The sequence below is a fragment of the Ruegeria sp. CDSB086 genome (genome assembly GCF_059611065.1).
The window spans coordinates 297,182-318,932 of sequence record NZ_JBXWOV010000004.1 but is presented as its reverse complement, the minus strand read 5'-3'; the positions used below and the strand labels follow the sequence as shown (position 1 = coordinate 318,932).

20 protein-coding genes are annotated in these 21,751 nt (G+C 57.4%); 15 read left to right on the top strand and 5 right to left on the bottom strand.

Annotated elements, in window-relative coordinates; all coding sequences use genetic code 11:
* Positions 1 to 28: 28 nt before the first annotated feature.
* On the bottom strand, positions 29 to 2,746 hold the full coding sequence (gene secA / locus AC2FIO_RS10745; RefSeq protein ID WP_496697513.1) for a preprotein translocase subunit SecA: 2,718 nt from the start codon (positions 2,744 to 2,746) through the stop codon (positions 29 to 31).
* Between the two features lie 176 nt (positions 2,747 to 2,922).
* On the opposite strand from secA, the gene AC2FIO_RS10740 reads away from it, so the two are divergent.
* The 13 genes from AC2FIO_RS10740 (at position 2,923) to AC2FIO_RS10680 (ending at position 16,819) form a co-directional block, all read left to right on the top strand.
* Positions 2,923 to 3,771, top strand: coding sequence for a peptidylprolyl isomerase (locus AC2FIO_RS10740; protein WP_109313769.1), 849 nt, complete (start codon positions 2,923 to 2,925; stop codon positions 3,769 to 3,771).
* A gap of 5 nt (positions 3,772 to 3,776) precedes the next feature.
* A complete protein-coding gene (argJ, locus tag AC2FIO_RS10735) occupies positions 3,777 to 5,003 on the top strand; it encodes a bifunctional glutamate N-acetyltransferase/amino-acid acetyltransferase ArgJ (protein ID WP_496697510.1) in 1,227 nt (408 codons plus the stop codon).
* Positions 5,000 to 5,398: an 8-oxo-dGTP diphosphatase MutT gene (gene mutT, locus AC2FIO_RS10730; protein ID WP_058279219.1), complete on the top strand. Its 399-nt coding sequence runs from the start codon at positions 5,000 to 5,002 to the stop codon at positions 5,396 to 5,398. Before argJ ends, mutT begins: the two co-directional genes overlap by 4 nt.
* A gap of 509 nt (positions 5,399 to 5,907) precedes the next feature.
* Positions 5,908 to 7,851 (top strand): AMP-binding protein, encoded by a 1,944-nt coding sequence (locus AC2FIO_RS10725; RefSeq protein WP_496697649.1) that lies wholly within the window; start codon positions 5,908 to 5,910, stop codon positions 7,849 to 7,851.
* 78 nt (positions 7,852 to 7,929) lie between these two features.
* Entirely contained in the window at positions 7,930 to 8,748 is an 819-nt protein-coding gene (locus AC2FIO_RS10720) for an ABC transporter ATP-binding protein (RefSeq protein WP_058275088.1), read from the top strand.
* 29 nt (positions 8,749 to 8,777) lie between these two features.
* On the top strand, positions 8,778 to 9,764 hold the full coding sequence (locus AC2FIO_RS10715) for a branched-chain amino acid ABC transporter permease (protein ID WP_058279216.1): 987 nt from the start codon (positions 8,778 to 8,780) through the stop codon (positions 9,762 to 9,764).
* Between the two features lie 4 nt (positions 9,765 to 9,768).
* Entirely contained in the window at positions 9,769 to 10,026 is a 258-nt protein-coding gene (locus AC2FIO_RS10710) for a hypothetical protein (RefSeq protein ID WP_058279215.1), read from the top strand.
* Between the two features lie 3 nt (positions 10,027 to 10,029).
* Entirely contained in the window at positions 10,030 to 11,106 is a 1,077-nt protein-coding gene (locus AC2FIO_RS10705) for a branched-chain amino acid ABC transporter permease (protein WP_058275085.1), read from the top strand.
* Positions 11,107 to 11,181: 75 nt separating this feature from the next.
* Positions 11,182 to 12,462: an ABC transporter substrate-binding protein gene (locus AC2FIO_RS10700; RefSeq protein ID WP_496697506.1), complete on the top strand. Its 1,281-nt coding sequence runs from the start codon at positions 11,182 to 11,184 to the stop codon at positions 12,460 to 12,462.
* Between the two features lie 75 nt (positions 12,463 to 12,537).
* Positions 12,538 to 13,371 (top strand): ABC transporter ATP-binding protein, encoded by an 834-nt coding sequence (locus AC2FIO_RS10695; protein WP_058275083.1) that lies wholly within the window; start codon positions 12,538 to 12,540, stop codon positions 13,369 to 13,371.
* Between the two features lie 19 nt (positions 13,372 to 13,390).
* Positions 13,391 to 14,608, top strand: coding sequence for a phenylacetate--CoA ligase family protein (locus AC2FIO_RS10690; protein ID WP_496697504.1), 1,218 nt, complete (start codon positions 13,391 to 13,393; stop codon positions 14,606 to 14,608).
* A 119-nt stretch (positions 14,609 to 14,727) separates the two neighbouring features.
* Positions 14,728 to 16,392 carry an ABC transporter permease gene (locus AC2FIO_RS10685; protein WP_282170627.1) on the top strand — a complete coding sequence of 555 codons (1,665 nt, stop codon included), beginning with the start codon at positions 14,728 to 14,730 and terminating at the stop codon, positions 16,390 to 16,392.
* 76 nt (positions 16,393 to 16,468) lie between these two features.
* Positions 16,469 to 16,819: a DUF2794 domain-containing protein gene (locus AC2FIO_RS10680; protein ID WP_058275250.1), complete on the top strand. Its 351-nt coding sequence runs from the start codon at positions 16,469 to 16,471 to the stop codon at positions 16,817 to 16,819.
* Here the strand turns inward: AC2FIO_RS10680 and AC2FIO_RS10675 are convergent.
* From AC2FIO_RS10675 to AC2FIO_RS10665, 3 genes are all read right to left on the bottom strand, one after another.
* Entirely contained in the window at positions 16,816 to 17,553 is a 738-nt protein-coding gene (locus tag AC2FIO_RS10675) for a C40 family peptidase (RefSeq protein WP_496697501.1), read from the bottom strand. The two genes, AC2FIO_RS10680 and AC2FIO_RS10675, sit on opposite strands and share 4 nt — an antisense overlap.
* Complete coding sequence (locus AC2FIO_RS10670; protein WP_496697499.1) at positions 17,550 to 18,932, bottom strand: leucyl aminopeptidase family protein; 1,383 nt, start codon at positions 18,930 to 18,932, stop codon at positions 17,550 to 17,552. Before AC2FIO_RS10670 ends, AC2FIO_RS10675 begins: the two co-directional genes overlap by 4 nt.
* Positions 18,933 to 18,995: 63 nt before the next feature.
* Complete coding sequence (locus AC2FIO_RS10665) at positions 18,996 to 19,376, bottom strand: hypothetical protein (RefSeq protein WP_496697497.1); 381 nt, start codon at positions 19,374 to 19,376, stop codon at positions 18,996 to 18,998.
* 153 nt (positions 19,377 to 19,529) lie between these two features.
* On the opposite strand from AC2FIO_RS10665, the gene AC2FIO_RS10660 reads away from it, so the two are divergent.
* Together AC2FIO_RS10660 and AC2FIO_RS10655 are read left to right on the top strand one after the other, a co-directional pair.
* Positions 19,530 to 20,180 (top strand): carbonic anhydrase, encoded by a 651-nt coding sequence (locus AC2FIO_RS10660; RefSeq protein WP_109313867.1) that lies wholly within the window; start codon positions 19,530 to 19,532, stop codon positions 20,178 to 20,180.
* A 104-nt stretch (positions 20,181 to 20,284) separates the two neighbouring features.
* Positions 20,285 to 20,815 (top strand): SRPBCC family protein, encoded by a 531-nt coding sequence (locus AC2FIO_RS10655; RefSeq protein ID WP_496697495.1) that lies wholly within the window; start codon positions 20,285 to 20,287, stop codon positions 20,813 to 20,815.
* A gap of 48 nt (positions 20,816 to 20,863) precedes the next feature.
* Here AC2FIO_RS10655 and AC2FIO_RS10650 read toward each other — a convergent pair whose 3' ends face one another.
* Complete coding sequence (locus AC2FIO_RS10650; protein WP_496697494.1) at positions 20,864 to 21,682, bottom strand: DUF2189 domain-containing protein; 819 nt, start codon at positions 21,680 to 21,682, stop codon at positions 20,864 to 20,866.
* Positions 21,683 to 21,751: the final 69 nt, after the last annotated feature.

Genomic DNA, 21,751 nt, shown 5'->3' with positions numbered 1-21,751 from the left:
GACTCAATGTGTTTTGATCAAGGTGACGTCAGGTCAGTCGGCCGTGGCAATGTTTGAATTTCTTGCCCGATCCACACGGGCAGAGATCGTTGCGCGACGGGTTCCCCCAAGTCGAGGAATCGTCTTCGACAAAGCCGGGGCGTGCATCGCCTGAAGCCTGAGCTTCGGCCAGTGCTTCGGCCTTGTCCGTGGCTTGATCCACTGCCTGTTGTGCCTGTGCTTGCTGTGCCTGCATCTGGGCCAGCATTTCGCGCTGTTCCTCTTCGGTCAGCGGACGGACGCGCGACAATTGTTGAGTCACGGTTTCGCGTAGACCGTCGAGCATGGATTCAAACAACTGGAAGCTCTCGTTCTTGTATTCGTTCAGCGGGTCGCGCTGGGCGTAACCACGGAATCCAACGACCGAGCGCAGATGTTCCAGCGTCAGCAGATGCTCGCGCCATTTACTGTCGATCGTCTGCAGCAGAACCTGCTTTTCGATGTTGCGCATATTTTCGGGACCAAAGGCCACCGCCTTTTGCGCCATCATCTCATCGGCAGCATTGACCAGACGCTCGCGCACCTGTTCATCATCGACGCCTTCCTCGGCGGCCCAGTCCTGTACGGGCGCATCGATGGTCAGCTTTTCCTTGATCGCCTCGTGCAGGCCGTCTGTGTCCCACTGATCGGCATAGGTTTTTGGCGGCATGTGTTCGTCGATCAGATCGTCGATCACCTGTTCGCGCATGTCCGAGACGATCTCGGACAAGTCATCGGTCGACATGATCTCGCGCCGCTGGCTGAACACCACTTTACGCTGGTCGTTCATCACGTCGTCGAATTTCAGAACGTTTTTGCGCATGTCAAAGTTGCGACCTTCGACCTTGGACTGTGCGCGTTCCAGCGACTTGTTCACCCAAGGATGAACAATTGCCTCGCCTTCTTTCATGCCCAGCGTGGTCAGAACCTTGTCCAGCCGCTCTGATCCGAAGATGCGCATCAGGTCGTCTTCGAGACTCAGGTAGAACACGGTACGGCCCGGGTCACCCTGACGGCCCGAACGACCGCGCAGCTGATTGTCGATCCGACGGCTTTCGTGACGTTCGGATGCCATGACGTAAAGACCACCGGCCGCCAGAACCTTTTCCTTTTCTTCGGCGTGGCGGGCCTCTTCCTTGGCTCGCAGCTCGGCAGGATCGGCCTCGGGGTTTTCGGCCAGCGCCTGCAGCACATTCATCTCGACATTGCCGCCCAGCTGAATGTCGGTGCCGCGGCCAGCCATGTTGGTGGCAATGGTCACCGCACCATACCGGCCGGCATCGGCCACGATCTGTGCCTCTTGCTCGTGCTGGCGGGCGTTCAGAACGTTATGTTCGATGCCTTCCTTTTGCAGCAGCTGGCTTAGCAGTTCGGATTTCTCGATCGAGGTTGTGCCCAAAAGAACCGGCTGGCCCTTTTCCTGCGCTTCTTTGGTCTCATTGATCATCGCGCCGTATTTCTCATCGGCAGTGCGATAAACCTGATCGTCTTCGTCAAGACGGGCAATCGGCCTGTTGGTCGGAACCTCGACCACGCCCAGACCGTAGATTTCGGCGAATTCTTCGGCCTCGGTCAGCGCGGTGCCGGTCATGCCGCCCAGCTTGTCATACAGGCGGAAGTAGTTCTGGAAGGTCACACTGGCCAGTGTCACGTTTTCAGGCTGAATCTGCACGCCTTCCTTGGCTTCGATGGCTTGATGCAGGCCTTCGGACAGGCGGCGACCTGGCATCATCCGGCCAGTGAATTCGTCGATCAGAATGACGTTGCCGTCACGGACGATATAGTCTTTGTCACGTGTAAACAGCTTGTGTGCGCGCAGACCCTGGTTGACGTGGTGAACGACTGTGGTGCTTTCCGGATCATACAAAGTATGGCCTTCCGGGATCAGACCGTTGGCGTTCAGCTGTTGTTCCAGGAATTCGTTTCCCTCATCCGTAAAGGTCACGTTCCGGGACTTTTCGTCCAACGAGAAATGGTCATCCTGCAGCGACGGGATCAGGGCGTCGATGGCGGTATACAGGTCCGAGCGGTCCTCGGAAGGGCCCGAGATGATCAGCGGCGTCCGCGCCTCGTCGATCAGGATCGAGTCGACCTCGTCCACAATCGCGAAATTGTGGTACTTTTGGTAAATCTGATCCAGCTCCGCCTTCATGTTATCGCGCAGATAGTCAAAGCCCAGCTCGTTGTTGGTGGCATAGGTGACGTCACAGGCGTAGGCGGCTTTTTTCTCGGCGTCCGGCTGACCCGACCAGATTACACCGGTGGTCATGCCAAGGGCACCAAACACCTTGCCCATCCATTCGGCGTCACGCTTGGCCAGGTACTCGTTTACCGTGACCACGTGCACGCCCTTGCCGGTCAGTGCGTTCAGATAGGCGGGGAAAGTGGCAACCAACGTCTTGCCCTCACCCGTTTTCATCTCCGAGATATTGCCCTGATGCAGGAACGCGCCGCCCATCAGCTGTACGTCAAAGGCGCGCAGACCCAGCGCGCGTCTGGCACCTTCGCGAACGTTGGCAAAGGCTTCGGGCAGCAGGTCGTCCAGCGCCTCACCATCAAGTGCGCGTTTACGCAGTTCGGCGGTCTTTTCGATCAGGCCCTCATCGGACAGTTTTTCGAACTCAGGTTCCAGCGCATTGATCTTTTCGACCAGCGGGCGGGTCGCCTTGATCTTGCGGTCGTTCGGTGTTCCGAACACCTTTTTGGCGAGCGTTCCGAGTCCCAGCATGTTCACTCCAGCGGATCTGTTCTTGTCTTGGTTGCGACAGGCTTGCCCACCTTGCTTGCAACCCATAGATACGGGGGATGAAAGGCGGCCCTGTCCAAGGCTTCAAAGCGATGTAAGCGGCAGGTCCCAGAGTGTCAACGCCACGCCCCGTCGCGGCAAAGAAATAGGATGATTCCATGCCCAAAGGCCTCACTTTTCTGCCATCGCTGGCTCTGGCTGCCGTGATGGCGATGCCGGTTGCAGCCGAAACCAAGCCGGACGCGGATACGGTTGTCGCCAATGTGAACGGGGATGAAATCACACTGGGTCACGTTATCGCATCTGTCGCGGCGCTGCCGCCGAATTACTCCGAGGTCGAAGATGATGTTCTGTACGAATTCGTCATCGAGCAATTGATCCAGCAGCAATTGCTGGCGCAGCAGCAGGACGATCTGAACCGGCTGAACCAGTTGGGACTGGAAAACGAAGGCCGGTCCATGCGGGCGGTGCAGACAGTAAATGCGTTGCTGGGCGATGTTGTGACCGAAGAGTCAATTCAGGCAGCCTATGACGCGGAATTCGGCAACTTCGAAGGCGAAGATGAGTTCGACGCCAGCCATATTCTTGTAGCCACCGAAGAAGAAGCCAAGGAAATCAAAACCCTGCTGGATGACGGCGGCGATTTTGCCGAGACGGCCAAGGAAAAGTCGACCGGCCCATCGGGTCCGAATGGCGGGTCATTGGGATGGTTTGGCAAGGGCCAGATGGTTCCGGAATTCGAAAACGCCGTTGTTTCGTTGGAAAAGGGTCAGATCTCGGATCCGGTGCAAACACAGTTCGGCTGGCACCTGATCATTCTCAACGACACGCGAAAATCCGAAGCGCCGGGGCTTGATGCCGTCCGTGAACAGCTGGCCCAGTCTCTTCAGCAGGACGCGATTCAAGCCAAGATTGACGAGCTGACGCAGCAGTCGCAGATCGAACGTCCCGCTTTGGACGGTGTTGGCCCCGAGGTCATCCGTCAGATCGATCTGATTCAGGAGTAACCCCAGTGGCCGCGATCACCAAGGTTTCGCCGCTCGCGCCAGCGGGTTTTCCCGATCTGCCTGCCATTGACGGTGTGCGTTTTGCCACCGTCGAGGCTGGCGTGCGTTATCAGGGCCGCACCGACGTAATGTTGGCGGTTCTGGATCCAGGCACATCTGTGGCCGGGGTGTTCACTCGATCGGCCACCCGCGCTGCCCCCGTGCTGGACTGTCAGGACAAGATCGGCGGGTCCAGCGATGGGCCAGCGGCGATTTTGGTGAATTCGGGCAATGCCAATGCCTTTACAGGTCATTATGGTCAAACCTCGGTGGCTGAGGTCACGCAAGCAGTGTCCAAAGCGACCGGCGTTGCAGTGGAACGCGTCTTCACCTCTTCCACCGGCGTGATTGGTGAGCCGCTGCCCCACGACCGCATCGTGGCACAGCTTGAGGCGTTGAAGGCGGGCCTCAGCCGACACGCGATCGAGGACGCAGCGCGGGCGATCATGACCACGGATACCTTTCCAAAAGGGTCCAGCGTAAAGGTCGAGATTGACGGAAAAACAGTCTCTATCGCAGGGATTGCCAAGGGGTCAGGCATGATCGCGCCGGATATGGCGACGATGCTTGTCTACATCTTTACCGATGCACAGGTCGAACAGTCCGCCCTGCAGGCGATGCTGAGCGCCCGAACCGACCGGACATTCAACTGTATTACCGTGGACAGCGACACCTCGACCTCGGACAGCCTGTTGCTCTGTGCAACTGGAGCTTCGGGCGTAGATGCCACCGGCAACCCGGCGTTTGTCGAGGCGCTGGAAAGCGTGATGCTGGATCTGGCGCAACAGGTGGTGCGCGACGGTGAAGGTGCTACGAAATTTGTGGAAATTCGTGTAACCGGTGCCGCGTCGGATACGGACGCCAAGGTGCATGGGCTGGCGATTGCCAACTCACCGCTGGTTAAAACGGCTATTGCTGGTGAAGACCCGAACTGGGGCAGGATCGTTATGGCCATCGGCAAATCCGGTGCCGCCGCTGACCGCGACCTGCTGAGTATTTCCTTCGGGGATATTCTGGTTGCCGAAAAGGGCTGGGTCAGCCCGGATTACCGTGAGGATGACGCTGCCGCCTATATGAAAGGTCAAGACCTTGTGATTGCGGTCGATCTTGGGTTGGGCGAAGGCAAATCCACCGTTTGGACCTGCGATCTGACCCACGGCTATATCGAGATCAACGCGGATTATCGCTCGTGAAGACCTTACTGGTGTCCGCTGTCGCCCTGATCGACATTGAGGGCCGGGTGCTTCTGGCCCAACGACCCGAGGGCAAATCTATGGCCGGTCTCTGGGAATTCCCCGGTGGCAAGATCGAACCCGGCGAAACCCCCGAGGCCGCCCTGATCCGCGAATTGCATGAGGAACTGGGTATAGACACCTGGGCCTCATGCCTCGCCCCGCTGACCTTTGCCAGCCATAGCTATGATGATTTCCACCTGCTTATGCCGCTGTTTGCCTGCCGCAAGTGGGAGGGTATCCCGCAGTCTAAGGAAGGGCAGGCGCTTAAATGGGCGCGCGCGAATGAGTTGCGGAACTATCCGATGCCTGCGGCGGATGTGCCACTGATCCCGATTTTGCGAGATTGGTTATAGAGGCAGCCCGTTTGCGGGCCCTCTTCGGTCTGAGAGGAACTAGTCTCGAATGCTCAAGCGTTTTACAATCCTAACAGGTGTCGTGCTTATAGCTTTGGTCGGTTACTTGCCATTCGAACTCGCAGAATGCGATGACATGATGAGGCAACATGGGCCAGTCTTCATCTGCCTACCGATCACTTTTCTTACGATTCCTGCATTTCTCGCGGTTTTTTTGGTTCAATTGGTTTTCCTCTTTCGATTGAGGAAAAGACAGTCCTAGCCAAATTTGCTCTTTTTTGCCGATTTGAATGCATCTTTTTCTGTAGGGAAAATCACTCCTTCAACCCTGTTACAATTCGTAAGAATTGAGAAAACATCAGGAAAAAGTTGACGCTGATCTTTCCTGCGTCCCTTATCGGGGCGTTGGCGTCCGGGGTTGATCCTCGGGTTTGCCATTTCCGGCCCGGAGGAGGGGTCGGATGGGGAGGAGAAAGAGATTGGCTCAGACGCAGTCGGGCGCTGAAGGGATGCACTCTCTTCCGGCGCTGCTACACCGCAATGCGACCCAGTTCGGGGACGCCCCGGCCTACCGGGAAAAGGAATTCGGAATCTGGCAATGCTGGACCTGGGCCGAAACGGCCAGGGAAATCCGTTCGATTGCCCTGGGCTTTCTGGAACTTGGCGTCGCGAAAGGCGACCACATCGCAGTGATCGGGCGCAATCGTCCGGCGCATTACTGGTCGATGGTTGCGGCTCAGATGGTGGGTGCCGTGCCGGTGCCGCTTTATCAGGACGCAGTCGCCGAAGAGATGGCCTATGTGCTGGATCATTGCGGCGCAAAATACGTCGTTTGTGGTGATCAGGAGCAGGTCGACAAGGTCATCGAGATTCAAGAGAACCTGCATCAGGTCAAACACATCCTCTACACCGACAAGCGGGGGATGCGGAAATACGATCACAGCCAGATGAACGCATTGGACGATCTGATGGCCGAAGGCAGCGCCGGTCACGCGCGTTTTGATGCGGAACTGGATCGTCGGATTGCCGAGATCGAATACGACGGCACCTGCGTCATGCTGTATACGTCGGGCACCACGGGTAAACCCAAGGGAGTGGTGTTGTCGAACCGCAACGTGATCGAAAGCGCCAAGAACTCGGCCGAATTCGATCATTTGAACCGGAACGAAGACATCCTGTCTTACCTGCCGATGGCCTGGGTTGGCGATTTCATCTTTTCCATCGGTCAGGCGTATTGGTGCGGCTTTTGCGTGAACTGCCCCGAAAGCGCCGATACGATGATGACGGACCTGCGTGAGATCGGGCCGACTTATTTCTTCGCTCCGCCGCGGGTTTTTGAGACTCAGCTGACCAACGTGATGATCCGGATGGAGGACGCTGGGAAACTGAAGCAACGGATGTTCCACCACTTCATGGCGCATGCCAAGAAAGTGGGTGGCCTGTTGCTGGACGGTAAGCCGGTTGGGTTCGGCGACCGTGTGAAATACGCGCTGGGCAATCTGCTGGTTTACGGGCCACTCAAGGATACGCTTGGTTATGGCCGCTTCCGCGTAGGTTATACTGCAGGTGAAGCAATCGGGCCGGAGATATTTGATTTCTACCGCTCTTTGGGCATCAACCTGAAACAGCTTTATGGTCAGACCGAAGCGACCGTATTTATCACGGTTCAGCCCGATGGAGAGGTGCGCGCCGACACCGTTGGTGTGCCTGCCCCGGATGTCGAACTGAAGATCGACGACAAGGGTGAGATCCACTACCGCTCACCCGGTGTGTTCGTTGAGTATTACAACAACCCGGACTCAACCGCCTCGACCAAAGATGCCGAGGGTTGGGTTGCAACCGGGGATGCCGGGTTCATCGAGGAAAGCTCGGGCCATCTGCGGATTATCGACCGCGCCAAGGACGTGGGCAAGATGGCCGACGGGTCGATGTTTGCGCCGAAATACGTCGAGAACAAGCTGAAATTCTACCCCGATATCCTTGAGGTTGTCCTGTTCGGAAATGGCAAGGACCGCTGCGTCGCGTTTATCAATATCGACCTGACGGCTGTTGGGAACTGGGCTGAGCGCAACAACGTGGCCTATGCATCCTATCAGGAGCTGACAGCGAATCCCCGTGTATTAGAGACGATTCGTAGCCATGTCGAAGAGGTGAATAAGTCTGTAGCCGCTGATGAGATGTTGTCGGGATGTCAGGTGCATCGCTTTGTGGTTCTGCACAAAGAACTGGACGCGGATGACGGTGAGATGACCCGTACGCGGAAGGTGCGACGCGGATTTGTCGAGGACAAGTTCAGTGACATCATCGACGCGCTTTATGACGGGTCCAAGCAGGTCTCGACCACGACCGAAGTGACTTATGAGGACGGTCGAAAGGGGTCGATCAGCGCAACGCTTGAGATTATCGATGCACCGGTCGTTCCGGTTGCTCAGCACAAGGTGGCGGCGGAATGAGGGCCGGTCATGCGTCGCTCGACCTGTGGTCATCGCCCCGCCCACCGTCCCGTTTTTCCGCAAGTCAGGGAGTGACTGATGCTGGATAACTCCGAAGGATATGTCACCGAAGATGGCCGCAAGATCGGCGGCGTGGTGATGGAGATGAAGAACATCACCCTGCGTTTTGGCGGTGTGGTGGCGATCAAGGATATCTCATTCGACATTCGTGAAGGCGAGATCCGCGCCATCATCGGTCCGAACGGCGCCGGTAAATCCTCGATGCTGAACGTGATTTCGGGGTTCTATATCCCGCAGGAGGGCGAGGTCTGGTTCCATGGGGCCAAGCGTCCGCAGATGCGCCCTTATGAAGTTGCGCGGCAAGGTATTGCTAGGACGTTCCAGAACATTGCCCTTTTCGAAGGCATGAGCGTGCTGGACAACGTCATGACCGGGCGGCTGAACTATATGAAAACCAACCTCTTTCAGCAGGCCATGTGGAAGGGCAAGGCTGAGGCGGAAGAGGTTGAAAACCGCGAAGCGGTCGAGAAAATCATCGACTTTCTCGAAATTCAGCACATCCGCAAGACGCCGGTTTCCCGCCTGCCGTACGGGTTGAAAAAGCGGGTCGAGTTAGCCCGCGCTTTGGCGGCCGAGCCTAAGTTGTTGCTGCTGGACGAACCAATGGCCGGCATGAACGTTGAAGAGAAAGAGGACATGAGCCGCTTTATCCTCGACGTGAATGACGAGTTTGGCACCACCATCGCGCTGATCGAGCATGACATGGGCGTGGTGATGGACCTGAGCGACCGTGTGGTCGTGATGGATTATGGCAAAAAGATCGGCGACGGTACCCCGGACGAGGTGCGCAGCAATCAGGAAGTCATCGACGCCTATCTGGGGGTGAGCCATGATTGAGCAACTGACAGACATGAGAGGGGGCGCACATGCCTGATCAGCTGATTTTCGCGATGGAGGTTTTCCTCAACGGTCTTATGGCCGGTGTGCTGTACGCTCTGGTCGCGCTGGGCTTTGTGTTGATCTACAAGGCGTCCGGAATTTTCAATTATGCTCAAGGGGTTATGGCCCTGTTTGCCGCCATGACGCTGGTCGGGATCATGAACGGGCAGGTCCCGTTTGCCCATCTCATCAACGCGACTTTCGGGACGCATATCCACAAGTTCGGATGGAATGTACCTGCGTTTGTGGCGATTATCCTGACGATGGGTGTCATGGTTCTGCTGGCCTGGGCGGTGCAGCGCTTTGTGATGCGGCATCTAGTCGGGCAAGAGCCAATCATCCTGTTCATGGCGACCATCGGCCTGGCCTATTTCCTTGAGGGCGTGGCTGACCTGATGTGGGGATCCGAGATCAAGACATTGGATGTCGGCCTGCCGCAGGGTATCAACTTGTGGATCGATGAGACCACGTTCAACATTTTTGGCTACGGCTTCTTTATCGACAATCTGGACCTTGTGGCGACGGTGATAGCCGCGCTGCTGGTGACCGCACTGGTCGCGTTCAGCCAATACACCAAGCAGGGCCGGGCGATGCGCGCCGTGGCGGATGACCACCAGGCGGCTCTGTCGGTCGGCATCTCGCTGAACTTCATCTGGATCATGGTGTGGTCGGTTGCGGGTTTTGTCGCGCTTGTTGCGGGCATCATGTGGGGTACCAAGTCGGGCGTACAGTTCTCGCTGTCGCTGATCGCGCTCAAGGCGCTGCCGGTGCTGATGTTGGGCGGGTTTACCTCAATCCCCGGTGCCATCGTCGGCGGACTGATCATCGGTGTCGGTGAGAAACTGTTCGAGTTTGCCATCGGCCCACTGGTCGGCGGTGCGACCGAGAACTGGTTCGCCTATGTTCTGGCGCTGATCTTCCTCGTGTTCAGGCCGCAGGGCCTGTTCGGTGAAAAGATCATTGAGAGGGTCTAGCGGCATGACCAAGCTGATCGCCATCATCAACGTGATCGCATGGGCCGGGTTCTGGGCTTTTGGCTACATCGCGCTCACTTCGGACGATTTGACCGAAGGCCAGTTGGTGATTGCAGCAATTCTGGCTTTTGCCGGACTCGCCATGGGCATCCTGGCTTACATGAAACTTGTGCGCGCCTCAGAGGCGAGCGGATATGCAAAAGGCTCCAAGCAGCTGAACGCCGAGGCCCGCAACCGGGCGCAGGAAGAATGGGGAAAGTAAGACATGTTTTATCGTGAGGCCGGGGATTTCAAAACCTCCTACACAGATGACAGCCAAACCTTTCCGATTAAGTTCGACCGGTATCGGTATTATGTGGTTCTGGCGGTGGCTTTCGGGATAATTCCCTTCGTCATCAATGACTATTGGGCCAATGCGCTGTTACTGCCTTTTTTGATTTATGCCATTGCGGCAATCGGGTTGAACATCCTTGTGGGCTATTGCGGGCAGGTATCCTTGGGTACCGGTGGTTTCATGGCTGTGGGCGCTTATGCCTGCTACAAGCTGATGACCTCATTCCCTGATGTCAGCATGTTCATCCATGTCATTCTGGCTGGCGGCATAACGGCCATTGTCGGTGTGCTGTTCGGCCTGCCAAGTCTGCGGATCAAGGGGTTTTATCTGGCGGTGGCCACGCTGGCGGCGCAGTTCTTCCTTGTGTGGCTCTTTAACCGGGTGCCGTGGTTCTACAACTATTCAGCTTCGGGTCAGATCAACGCGCCGGAACGGGATGTGTTTGGCATCATCATCACCGGTCCGAATGCACCGGCATGGGCCACCTATCTGTTCTGCCTGATCTTCCTGGCCGTCAGTGCCCTGATCGCACGCAATCTGACGCGCGGCACGACGGGCCGGACATGGATGGCAATCCGAGACATGGATATCGCAGCCGAGATCATCGGGGTGAACCCGCTAAAGGCTAAGATGAGCGCCTTTGCCGTCAGCTCGTTCTTCATCGGCATCGCAGGAGCGCTGTTCTTTGCAGTCTATCTCGGCGCGGTCGAGGTTGGCGAAGTCTTTGGTATCCAGAAATCGTTCCTGGTGCTGTTCATGATCATTATTGGCGGGTTAGGGTCTATTTTCGGATCGTTCGCCGGTGCCGCTTTCCTTGTTCTGCTGCCGGTGGTCCTGAAAGTGGTGGGCGTCGACGTTTTGGGCTGGCCCACGGATATCGTGGCGCATCTACAGCTGGTGATCGTGGGCGCGCTGATCATCATGTTCCTGATCCTGGAACCGCACGGGCTGGCGCAGCTGTGGCGTGTGGCGAAAGAAAAACTCAGACTATGGCCGTTCCCACACTAAGGGATCGGCCCAATGAAAAAACGGGCGGCACAAGCCTGAATGCAACATCGGACTAACCAAGGGAGGAGACACCCGATGAAATTGAAACTGGCAACCGCGGCGCTAAGCGCCCTGATGGCTGCAGGACCCGCTCTGGCGGATCTTGTGATCCCCGATCTGAGCTATCGTACCGGGCCTTACGCCGCTGGCGGCATTCCGTTCTCGGATGGCTATAACGACTATTTCACCCTACTGAATGAGCGTGATGGCGGCATCGGCGGTGTTCCGATCCGGATGGTCGAATGCGAAACCGGCTACAACACCGAAAAAGGCGTGGAATGCTATGAGTCCACCAAAGGCGAAGGCGCTTTGGTGTATCAGCCGCTGTCGACAGGCATCACCTATCAGCTGATCCCAAAAGTCACCGCAGACGACATTCCGCTGCACACGATGGGTTATGGCCGGACCTCGGCCAAGAACGGCGACGTATTCAGCCACACCTTCAACTATCCGGCCAACTATTGGGACGGGGCCTCGGGCGCGGTCAATTACCTGCTTGAGGAAAACGGTGGCGATCTGAGCGGCAAGAAAATTGCGCTGGTCTATCACAACTCTGCCTACGGCAAGGAACCGATCCGCACCCTGGAAGAGTTGTCCAAGAAGCACGGCTTTGAGCTGGTTGCCCTGCCAGTGGATCACCCGGGTCAGGAGCAGAAGTCACAGTGGCTGCAAATCCGTCGTGATCGTCCTGACTATGTCCTGATGTGGGGCTGGGGCGTGATGAACCAGGTTGCAGTGCAAGAGGCTGCAAACATCCGGTTCCCGATGGAGAACTTCATCGGCATCTGGTGGTCCGGTTCTGAAAACGATGTGCTGCCAGCGGGCGAAGCCGCCAACGGGTACAAGGCGCTGACCTTCCACAATGTTGGCACGGACTTCCCGGTCTTTGACGATCTGCAGAAACACGTTGTCGACGCAGGTAAGGCTGCAGGTGCGGGCGATCAGGTTGGCACGGTTCTGTATAACCGTGGTCTATACGCGGCTGTTCTAGCTGCTGAAGCGATCAAGAAAGCCCAGGAAATCTCGGGCAATGCGGAAATCACCCCGTCTGAGATGCGTGCCGGTATGGAAGCACTGGAGATGACAGAAGAGAAGATGGCCGAACTGGGCCTGGCGAACTTTGGTCCGACCTTCTCGGTCTCATGCGAAAACCACGGCGGTGACGCCCTTGTGGGGGTGACGCAGTGGGATGCAGCAAACAAGACCTGGACGCTGATCTCGGACTTCAAGCAGACCGATGGTGAAGTGATCGGCGCGCTGATCGATGAAGATTCTGCGGCCTATGCAGCAGAAAACAATATTGAAGGGCGTTGCTGATATAGCGCTTTGAACAACCCGGGGCGGCGGCAGACCGCCGTCCCGAACCCCACACTCGCTTAAGGACACGCGCAGATGCTGGATGCGGCACAAACCACTGACACCAAGTCGGAAACCCTGCTTGAGGTCAACAATATCGAGGTGATCTACAATCACGTGATCCTCGTTCTGAAAGGCGTCAGCCTGACTGTGCCCAAGGGCGGTATCACGGCCCTGCTGGGCGGCAACGGCGCAGGAAAAACGACGACGCTCAAGGCTGTGTCGAACCTGCTGCATTCCGAGCGCGGTGAAGTCACCAAGGGAACGATCGAATATCGCGGCACCAGCGTGCATGAAAGCGATCCCGCCGATCTGGTGGAGAAGGGCGTCATCCAGGTGATGGAAGGCCGCCATTGTTTCGAACACCTGACGGTCGAGGAAAACTTGCTGACGGGCGCCTATACCCGCAAGGATGGCAAGGCCGCCATCCAGCAGGACCTTGAACTAGTCTACACATATTTTCCCCGTCTGAAAGAACGCCGCCGGTCGCAGGCAGGCTACACTTCGGGTGGTGAGCAACAGATGGTTGCAATGGGCCGAGCTTTGATGTCCCGACCCGAAACGATCCTGCTGGACGAACCCTCGATGGGACTTGCGCCGCAGCTGGTCGAAGAGATTTTCGGTATCGTGAAGGACCTGAACGAGAAAGAAGGTGTTTCTTTCCTGTTGGCCGAACAGAACACCAATGTGGCTCTAAGGTTTGCCCATTACGGCTATATTCTGGAATCCGGGCGCGTCGTGATGGACGGTCCGGCAGCAGATTTGCGCGAAAACCCAGACGTGAAAGAGTTCTATCTGGGCATGTCCGACGAAGGCCGCAAAAGCTTCCGTGACGTGCGGTCTTACCGCCGCCGCAAGAGGTGGTTGTAAGCGAATGGAGGATCTGGCGATGACCTACTACGACGCTCTCGAAACCCGATCAGCCGATGAACGCTCCGCCGATCAGGCACAGGCGCTGCGTACTCAGATTGACCGCGCCCTGTCCGCTCCGGGCTTTGCTGCGCATCTGGCCGACGCGGATACCAGCGCGGTGATTTCAGCCGACGATCTGGTGAAACTGCCTGTATTGCGGAAATCCGATCTGGCGCAAGCACAGGCGTCGCGTCCGCCATTCGGCGGGTTTACCGTCAAGCCGGCGCGGCACTTCCATCATGTGTTCCAGTCTCCCGGTCCGATCTATGAGCCCGGCAGTACGGATCATGACTGGTGGCGCATGGGGCGTTTCCTGAACGCCGCCGGCGTCGGACCCGGAGATATCGTGCAAAACTGTTTCGGCTATCACCTCACGCCAGCTGGTATGATTTTTGAGAGCGGCGCGCGCGCGGTAGGGGCCGCTGTGCTGCCAGCGGGTACCGGTCAGACCGAATTGCAGGTGACCGCGGCACGCGATGTGGGCTGCACGTCTTATGCAGGCACGCCGGACTATCTGAAGGTCATTCTGGACAAAGCAGATGAGATGGGCGTGGCCCTGAACTTCTCGAAGGCTGTTGTGGGCGGCGGCGCGCTGTTCCCATCTTTGCGTCAGGACTATGCTGATCGGGGTATTTCCTGCCTGCAATGCTATGCCACGGCCGATCTTGGCAACATCGCCTATGAAAGTGCCGCGATGGAAGGGATGATCCTCGACGAACATGTCATTGTCGAGATTGTCACGCCTGGCACCGGAACACCGGTAGAGCCGGGTGAGGTCGGTGAGGTTGTGGTAACCTCTCTGAACCCTGATTACCCGCTGATCCGCTTTGCCACGGGTGATCTGTCCGCGATCATGCCGGGCGTGTCGCCTTGTGGGCGGACCAATCTGCGGATCAAGGGATGGATGGGTCGTGCGGACCAGACCACCAAGATCAAGGGCATGTTTGTGCGTCCTGAACAGGTGGCAGCATTGGTCGACAAACACGAGGAAATCGTCAAAGCACGGGTCATCGCCGCCCGTCAGGGTGAGATGGACACGATGACCGTCCAGATCGAAAGCGCGGGAGGCGACGACATGGCCTATGCCAAATCCGTAGTCGAGGTGCTGAAACTGAAAGGCGCAATCGAGGTCGTAACCCCCGGATCACTGCCGAAGGACGGGTTGGTGATCGAGGATCAGCGCGTTTACGAATAACCCCGAGCCATGTCTGCGGCAGTATGTGCCGCAGATTTGTTTTTCCTGCACTGGTGTTTCTTAGCATTTTGGTCGATTAAAGGCTGATCAATAGCCAACGCCAGTTACAATCCAGGTCCATGGCCGAAATCGACTATTCAGAACACGGGAAACGCAATCGCGGCGCGCTGGGCACCCGGTTGGTGGCCACTGTGGCCTATATGGTGGCAGCGGCTTGTCTTCTGCCGATGGTTGCGGTTGTTCTGGCGGCGGTGACGGGGGGTACGGAAACGGTCTCGCATCTGTTTGAGACGGTTTTACCCGGGTATGCACTGACAACCGTGATCCTTGTCGTTCTGGTGGCTATCGGCACGTTCTCTATCGGGGTTGGCGCGGCGTGGCTGGTGACGATGACACGCTTTCCCGGTGTGCGCTTTCTGGAAATTGCTCTGGTCCTGCCGCTGGCTTTTCCGGCCTATGTTCTGGCTTATGCCTATACGTTCATTCTGGATCATCCCGGTATCGTGCAGACCACGCTGCGCGACGTGACGGGTTGGGGGCCGCGCGATTATTGGTTCCCGGAAATCCGCTCGACCGAGGGCGCGGCGGTGATGCTGATCCTAGTGCTCTACCCTTATGTCTATTTGCTGGCGCGGGCCGCGTTTCTGCAGCAAAGTGCCACCGCTTTTCTGGCCGCTCGTGCGCTGGGCAAAAGCCCGTGGTTGGCGTTCTGGCACGTGTCTTTGCCGATGGCCCGCCCGGCCATTGCCGGTGGTGTCCTGCTGGCCATCATGGAAACCATCGCCGATTTTGGAACCGTCGCCTATTTTGGCGTTCAGACCTTTGCCACGGGCATCTACACAAGCTGGTTCTCGATCGGCGACCGGGCGGGTGCGGCGCAGTTGGCCTTGTGCCTGCTGGGCTTTGCGCTGGTCATGGCCGTAGCCGAGCGTACGCAGCGCGGCAAGGCAAAGTACTATCAGGCAGGCAAAAGCCATGCCTCGCTGCCTTCGGCGCAACTTAAGGGCTGGCAATCCGCAGCTGCCATAACCTTGTGCGCTATTCCAGTGGTGCTGGGGTTCTTGCTGCCGGTATTTATCTTGATCCAGATGGGCCTGACCTCGGAACAAAACCTGCTGTCGCGGCGTTACATTGGGTTCATTCAAAACTCGCTGACACTTGCAGGAGTGGCCGCCGTGGTCACGGTTTGCGCAGCGATCTGCGTTGGGTTCTTTCAGCGCCTTCGCCCGGGTCGGGGATCATCGACCACAGGCTATCTGGCGCGGTTGGGCTATGCGGTGCCTGGCGGCGTAATCGCCGTTGGCCTGATGGTACCCTTCGCCAGATTCGACAACGCGCTGGATTCGTGGATGCGCCAGACGTTCGACGTCTCGACGGGTCTGCTGGTGACCGGGTCGATCTGGTTGCTGGTTGCAGCTTACATGGTGCGCTTTCTTGCGGCAGCGCTCAGCGCGTATGAAGGCGGGCAGAGTACTGTGCACGCCAATATGGATGCCGCGTCCCGATCTTTGGGCCAATCGCCGCTGGGCACCTTGCGCCGTGTGCATCTACCAATACTGACACCCTCGCTGCTGACGGCCTTGCTGATCGTATTTGTGGATGTGATGAAAGAGCTGCCCGCGACCTTGATCATGCGCCCATTCAACTTTGATACGCTTGCGGTCCAGGCCTATCGTCTGGCCTCAGACGAGCGGTTGGAGGGCGCAGCGGTTCCCTCGCTTGTGATCCTGGCAGTTGGGCTTTTGCCGGTGATTCTGATCTGTCGGCAAGTTGGGCGGCGGTAGGACGAAACGATTCAAATTTACCACACCTGTTGGCACCGGACTTGATTCAAATGCGTTTTCCGGCAAGGCTGAGGGTATGAACATGCAGCCTCCCAGCCGGTTTTCTGCAAACTCGGCCCAGATGCCCGTCGCGTTCGACCGGCGCGAGATGTCACATATACTGTCTGTCTATGGCAAGATGGTCGCCGCCGGAGAATGGCGTGACTATGGCATTTCCAACCTGCGCGATATGGCGGTTTTTTCCATTTTCAGACGTACGGCAGAGCATCCGATCTACCGGGTCGAAAAACACCCTCGTCTGCGGTCCAAACAGGGGATGTATTCGGTGATCGGCATGGACGGGCGTATCTTGAAGCGAGGCCATGACCTGCGCACCGTGCTGCGCGTGTTGGAACGCAAGCTGATCCGGTCGGTTGACCTTGATTAGAGCCTTTTGTGGGCTGTTACAGACCCGTCGCCCTGCTCCAGAATCCGTGTGATTGCTTGATCCATCGGCTCGAACGTCACGTCCATGTGGTAGGCGTTGGCATGAAGCAGCATGTTCTCGCCATAGACCCATGCCACGTGGCCTTTCCAGAACAACAGATCCCCGCGTTTTGGTTCAGTTCCGGCAAGCAGCGCCGTACCCAGTTCGCGTTCCTGATCGCTGCTATCACCGGGGCAGGGTATGCCGCAGGCCAGCAAACCGGCCTGAACCAACCCGGAACAATCAATACCGAAGCGACTGTTTCCCCCCCAAAGATAGGGTGTGCCCAGAAACAGCTCGGCCACCGCTACGGGATCGGTCAGGTGAGTTGCGCTGAGTTTGGCGTGAATCGCCGGAATGAACCCCAGTTCTGTTTCCAGAAACCTATTCTGTTCCGACAGCACGCATAATTTGCTGCCGAAACTCAGCGATACGCGGTCCTGGCTTTTCATGTCGGGCTGTTTATAGGCATGTGTCGCGGGCGCGGTGACCCAGTGGGTCTGTTGCGCCTCAGGTCCCAACTGATCGGACCTGACCCAACCGGGATAGCCGTCCTTATCCGAGGTGATCCGGCTCCACCCATCGGTTTTGTCAACAACATCTACCGGGTCGCCAAACAACAGCTGCCGGTCCCTGGGGCCATTCGGGCTGCGCAACAAATCAACAACCGGCTTTATGACGCGCAAGCGGGTCATAGGTTCAGAATCTCGGGCAGGGCGGTCAGCAAGGCACGCGGCCCTTGGCCCAGACCGCCTTTGCTGCGTCCGGGGGCCTTGCTGGGCTGCCAGGAATAGATGTCGAAATGCATATAGCGGCTGTCACCCACAAAGCGGCGCAGGAACAGGGCCGCGGTGATCGAGCCTGCGAACCCACCTGAAGGCGCATTGTCCAGATCAGCAATGCCGGGTTCGATCATCGCCTCATAGGGTTCATGGAAAGGCATCCGCCAGACAGGGTCGGCCGATTGCCGACCAGCGTTGGCCAGTGCGTCTGCCGCGCCATCGTCATCGGTGTAAAAGGGCGCCAGATCGGGGCCAACCGCCACGCGCGCGGCACCGGTCAGCGTCGCCATCGAGATGATCAGGTCAGGTTCACCCTCATCCGCCAGCGCCAATGCGTCGGCCAGAACCAGCCGCCCTTCGGCGTCGGTGTTGTTAATCTCCACCGTCAGACCTTTGCGCGAGGTGAGGATATCCCCCGGACGGAAGGCATTCCCCGCGACCGAATTCTCAACCGCTGGGATCAGCACGCGCAGTTGCAAAGGCAGCTTTGTTGCCATGATCATCCGCGCCAAACCCAGCACATTGGCCGCACCGCCCATGTCCTTTTTCATTAGGGACATCGAATTCCCTGGTTTCAGATTCAGCCCGCCAGTGTCAAAGCACACACCCTTGCCGACAAGGGTCAGTTTGGGCCCGGTGTTGCCCCATGTCATCTCGATCAAGCGCGGAGCTTGCGCGGCGGCGCGTCCGACCGTGTGAATTAGCGGGAAATTTTGATCCAACAGGTCGTCGTCTTTGATTACCGAACAGGACGCGGCGAATTCCTGCGCCAAATCCTCGGCTACCGCCTGCAGCTGATCCGGTCCCATGTCCGAGGCCGGTGTGTTGACCAAATCGCGGGTCAGCGCCTCGGCACTGGCCAGCGCCTCAATCCGCGCGGCATCAACACCTCCGGGTGCAATGAGTCGCGCCTTGGGAGGTGATTGATTTGCGTAACGGTCAAAGGCATATCCCGATAGCAGCCAACCAAGGCACTCGTTGGTTAGCGCATCTGCGGGCACACCGGACACGATGTGATAGGTTCCCTTCCGCAAGGCTTCGGCCGCCGCTGCCAACGGGAACCGTTTGCGCGCGCGCTTGTTGCTATTTCCGTAACCCGCCAAGACCATTTCGGGCGCACCATCTGATTGCGGGACCAGCAGTGCCTGTCCCATGGCCCCTGTGAATCCATTGGCCTCGACCCACGATGCGATGTGGCTTGGCTGGTCTTGCAGCCAATTGTCGAGATCGGGTTGCGAAATGACATGCAGCGGAACAGAAGGTTCGGACGGCGAAGCGAAGGACAGGGTCATGGACATCTCGGCTGGTTCGATTTGTGCCCAGCCTAGCCGCCCACGATCCGTCCGCAAGCCCCGTCAGAGGGAAAGATCCTGCTGATCCCAGATCACGGTCAGCGATTTCTCACCTACACGGATCAGGCGCGACAGGGTGGCCCCCGTCGCGACCGCATCCCCAACATCCACCGATTGCGCCACGTCACCGGCGACTCGGGCCAGCGCGGTCATGCCAATCTGTTCCGCAATGGCCACCAGTGACCGCGCGCATTTGCGCAGCCCGGCCCAGTCGCGTTGACGCCAAAATCGCTCGCAGTTTGACAGGCGCACGGCCAATTCCTCGACCGTACGGCACAAAACATCCAATGCGTTCTTGTCGCCCAATTGGTGATACAGCCCGTTCAAGCGGTTCGTATCCAGCCGAACGGTTTCCTTTTGTTCAAGCGTGACTATTTTATCCACCACATCTACCCCAATTCTCTACGCCCCCACGGCATAGTTGGACATTGGCGGTAGAATCCTTTGCAAAACCTTGCGTCGATGCTGGAAAATGGGTCGAATTTTCTGCGAATTCAGGTTACAGCAGCCGACAGACAAAAGAACGGGGACATGAGAATGGACTTAGCCAAACCTCTGCCGACCTATCTGGTCAAGCGGTACCACGGATGGAAAGCCACCACCTATTCGGAAAACCAGGTCTGGTATCGCCGCCTGGCCACTGAAGGGCAGCGCCCGCGTGCGATGGTGATTTCGTGCTGTGACAGCCGGGTTCATGTGACATCGATCTTCGGTGCCGATCAGGGCGAGTTCTTTATTCACCGCAACATCGCAAACCTTGTGCCGCCTTACGCCCCTGATGGTGATCACCACGGCACCAGTGCGGCAATCGAATATGCGGTCACGGCACTGAAAGTCGCGCACTTGATCGTTCTAGGCCACTCGCAATGCGGAGGTGTTCAGGGCTGCATTGACATGTGCAAGGGAAAAGCCCCGCAGCTGGAGGCGAAAGAAAGCTTTGTTGGCCGCTGGATGGACATCCTGAAACCGAAATATGAATTGGTTGCCGATGTTGAAGACAGCGTCGATCAGGCGCGGCAGTTTGAACGGCAGGCAGTCGTGGCATCGCTGGAGAACCTGATGACCTTTCCCTTCGTTTCCTCTGCGGTAGATGACGGCTCGCTGAGCTTGCATGGGCTGTGGACCGACATCGGTGAAGGTGGCCTGCAATGTTATGACCCGGCCGAGAAGAAATTCGTGGTTGTCTAAACGGGCTGACATCTGAGAGTTTTCGAATGGCGCGGATCAGGTCTCTAATTTCGCGCCATTTTTTGCTATGATCGGAACCACACTCTTTCGATCAGGAGCGCGTCATGCGATTCATAAAACGTATTTTCATCACTCTGCTTGTTCTTATTCTGGTTGGTGTGTCATACCTTTTGCCGGGCAAGGCCGAACTGTCCCGAAGCATCACGATCAATGCACCCGCCAGCGCGATCTTTCCTTACGTGAATTCGATGCAGGAAACTGAAAAATGGTCACCTTGGTTGACGCGCGATCCCGAAACCCAGCTGTCCTACAGCGGCCCTGAGGCGGGCGTCGGCAACACCTTGAATTGGGCATCTGAACACCCGCAGGTTGGTACTGGGTCACAGGAAATCGTCGAAAGCGTTCCGGATCAAACCGTCAAAACAGCGCTTGATTTCGGTCCGATGGGGTCCGCATCGGCCTCCTTCGATCTGACACCCGAGGGTGATCAGACTCAGGTGACCTGGGGGTTCGAATCCGATCTAGGCATGAACCCCATGTCACGCTGGATGGGTCTGATGATGGATAAATGGGTCGGAGGAGATTACGAGCGCGGTCTGACAAACCTCAAAGCATTGGTCGAGGGGCAGGGGTAAATCAGGCGCTTCGATGCATTTCGCGACGGCTGGGTTTGATCGGTCTGATCACCCCTCGGCTGGGGAAACAGCCCTTTGATAAAGATGCCACGTGGTGTGGCCCAGAATCGGAAGGGTGAAGATCAGGCCTAGAAATGCAGGTAACATCGACAGCAACATCGTGACCGAGATAATCGCTGCCCAGCTGAGCATGACCACTGGGTTTCCGGTGACAACCCGGATGGATGTGATCATCGCGGAAATGAAGTTCGTCTCTCGGTCCAGCAGCATTGGCATGGCGACGACCGTTACCGAGAACAGGACTGCCGACAAAAATGCGCCCACACAGGTACCAATGGCAAGGAACGTCCAGCCCTGCGGCGTAAAGAAGACGATGTTCAGAAAACGGTCGAAATCAGAAAACGAAGCATTTTGCAGCGTGATCGCCAGCCAAAGCCGTATTTGATAGGTCCATACCCAGAAAATGAACAGGGTTACAAAGGCCATCCAGCCCATTTCACGCTTTCGCTGTTTGGCCATGACGGTGAGGATATCAGACCATCCGAATTCCTCGTTGTTTTGCATCCGCCGAGACATCTCATAGAGCCCGGCGGCGGCAAAAGGCGCAACCAACGGAAAGCCAACAGCCGCGGGAATGATCATCCAGATTTTGCCAAGCCAGACGAGACACCAGACAAACAGAATCCCAAAAATTGCATAAAACAGGCCAAAAAAGCCGCTCATGACTGGGCGTGCCAGAAAATCAGCCAATCCGGCTTTTAGCGATGCGCTGATATCTGCCGCCGTCAATGTGTTCACCTCGGGCATGGCTTGCTGCTGCGGCGTCAGGTTTTCCGGGGGCGAGGACCCATTGGTTTTGGATGTCATGACACCACACTCCTCCAAAAGGGCGGAATCGTATTTGTCGGTTCGACAACAGGCTTTGCGGCGAAAGTA

What these genes read in the sequence shown, in the direction of transcription:
- secA (WP_496697513.1), bottom strand. Translation starts at nt 2,746, where the DNA reads ATGCTGGGACTCGGAACGCTCGCCAAAAAGGTGTTCGGAACACCGAAC.
- AC2FIO_RS10740 (WP_109313769.1), top strand. Translation starts at nt 2,923, where the DNA reads ATGCCCAAAGGCCTCACTTTTCTGCCATCGCTGGCTCTGGCTGCCGTG.
- AC2FIO_RS10725 (WP_496697649.1), top strand. Translation starts at nt 5,908, where the DNA reads ATGCACTCTCTTCCGGCGCTGCTACACCGCAATGCGACCCAGTTCGGG.
- AC2FIO_RS10720 (WP_058275088.1), top strand. Translation starts at nt 7,930, where the DNA reads ATGCTGGATAACTCCGAAGGATATGTCACCGAAGATGGCCGCAAGATC.
- AC2FIO_RS10715 (WP_058279216.1), top strand. Translation starts at nt 8,778, where the DNA reads ATGCCTGATCAGCTGATTTTCGCGATGGAGGTTTTCCTCAACGGTCTT.
- AC2FIO_RS10710 (WP_058279215.1), top strand. Translation starts at nt 9,769, where the DNA reads ATGACCAAGCTGATCGCCATCATCAACGTGATCGCATGGGCCGGGTTC.
- AC2FIO_RS10705 (WP_058275085.1), top strand. Translation starts at nt 10,030, where the DNA reads ATGTTTTATCGTGAGGCCGGGGATTTCAAAACCTCCTACACAGATGAC.
- AC2FIO_RS10700 (WP_496697506.1), top strand. Translation starts at nt 11,182, where the DNA reads ATGAAATTGAAACTGGCAACCGCGGCGCTAAGCGCCCTGATGGCTGCA.
- AC2FIO_RS10695 (WP_058275083.1), top strand. Translation starts at nt 12,538, where the DNA reads ATGCTGGATGCGGCACAAACCACTGACACCAAGTCGGAAACCCTGCTT.
- AC2FIO_RS10690 (WP_496697504.1), top strand. Translation starts at nt 13,391, where the DNA reads ATGACCTACTACGACGCTCTCGAAACCCGATCAGCCGATGAACGCTCC.
- AC2FIO_RS10685 (WP_282170627.1), top strand. Translation starts at nt 14,728, where the DNA reads ATGGCCGAAATCGACTATTCAGAACACGGGAAACGCAATCGCGGCGCG.
- AC2FIO_RS10680 (WP_058275250.1), top strand. Translation starts at nt 16,469, where the DNA reads ATGAACATGCAGCCTCCCAGCCGGTTTTCTGCAAACTCGGCCCAGATG.
- AC2FIO_RS10675 (WP_496697501.1), bottom strand. Translation starts at nt 17,553, where the DNA reads ATGACCCGCTTGCGCGTCATAAAGCCGGTTGTTGATTTGTTGCGCAGC.
- AC2FIO_RS10670 (WP_496697499.1), bottom strand. Translation starts at nt 18,932, where the DNA reads ATGACCCTGTCCTTCGCTTCGCCGTCCGAACCTTCTGTTCCGCTGCAT.
- AC2FIO_RS10660 (WP_109313867.1), top strand. Translation starts at nt 19,530, where the DNA reads ATGGACTTAGCCAAACCTCTGCCGACCTATCTGGTCAAGCGGTACCAC.
- AC2FIO_RS10655 (WP_496697495.1), top strand. Translation starts at nt 20,285, where the DNA reads ATGCGATTCATAAAACGTATTTTCATCACTCTGCTTGTTCTTATTCTG.
- AC2FIO_RS10650 (WP_496697494.1), bottom strand. Translation starts at nt 21,682, where the DNA reads ATGACATCCAAAACCAATGGGTCCTCGCCCCCGGAAAACCTGACGCCG.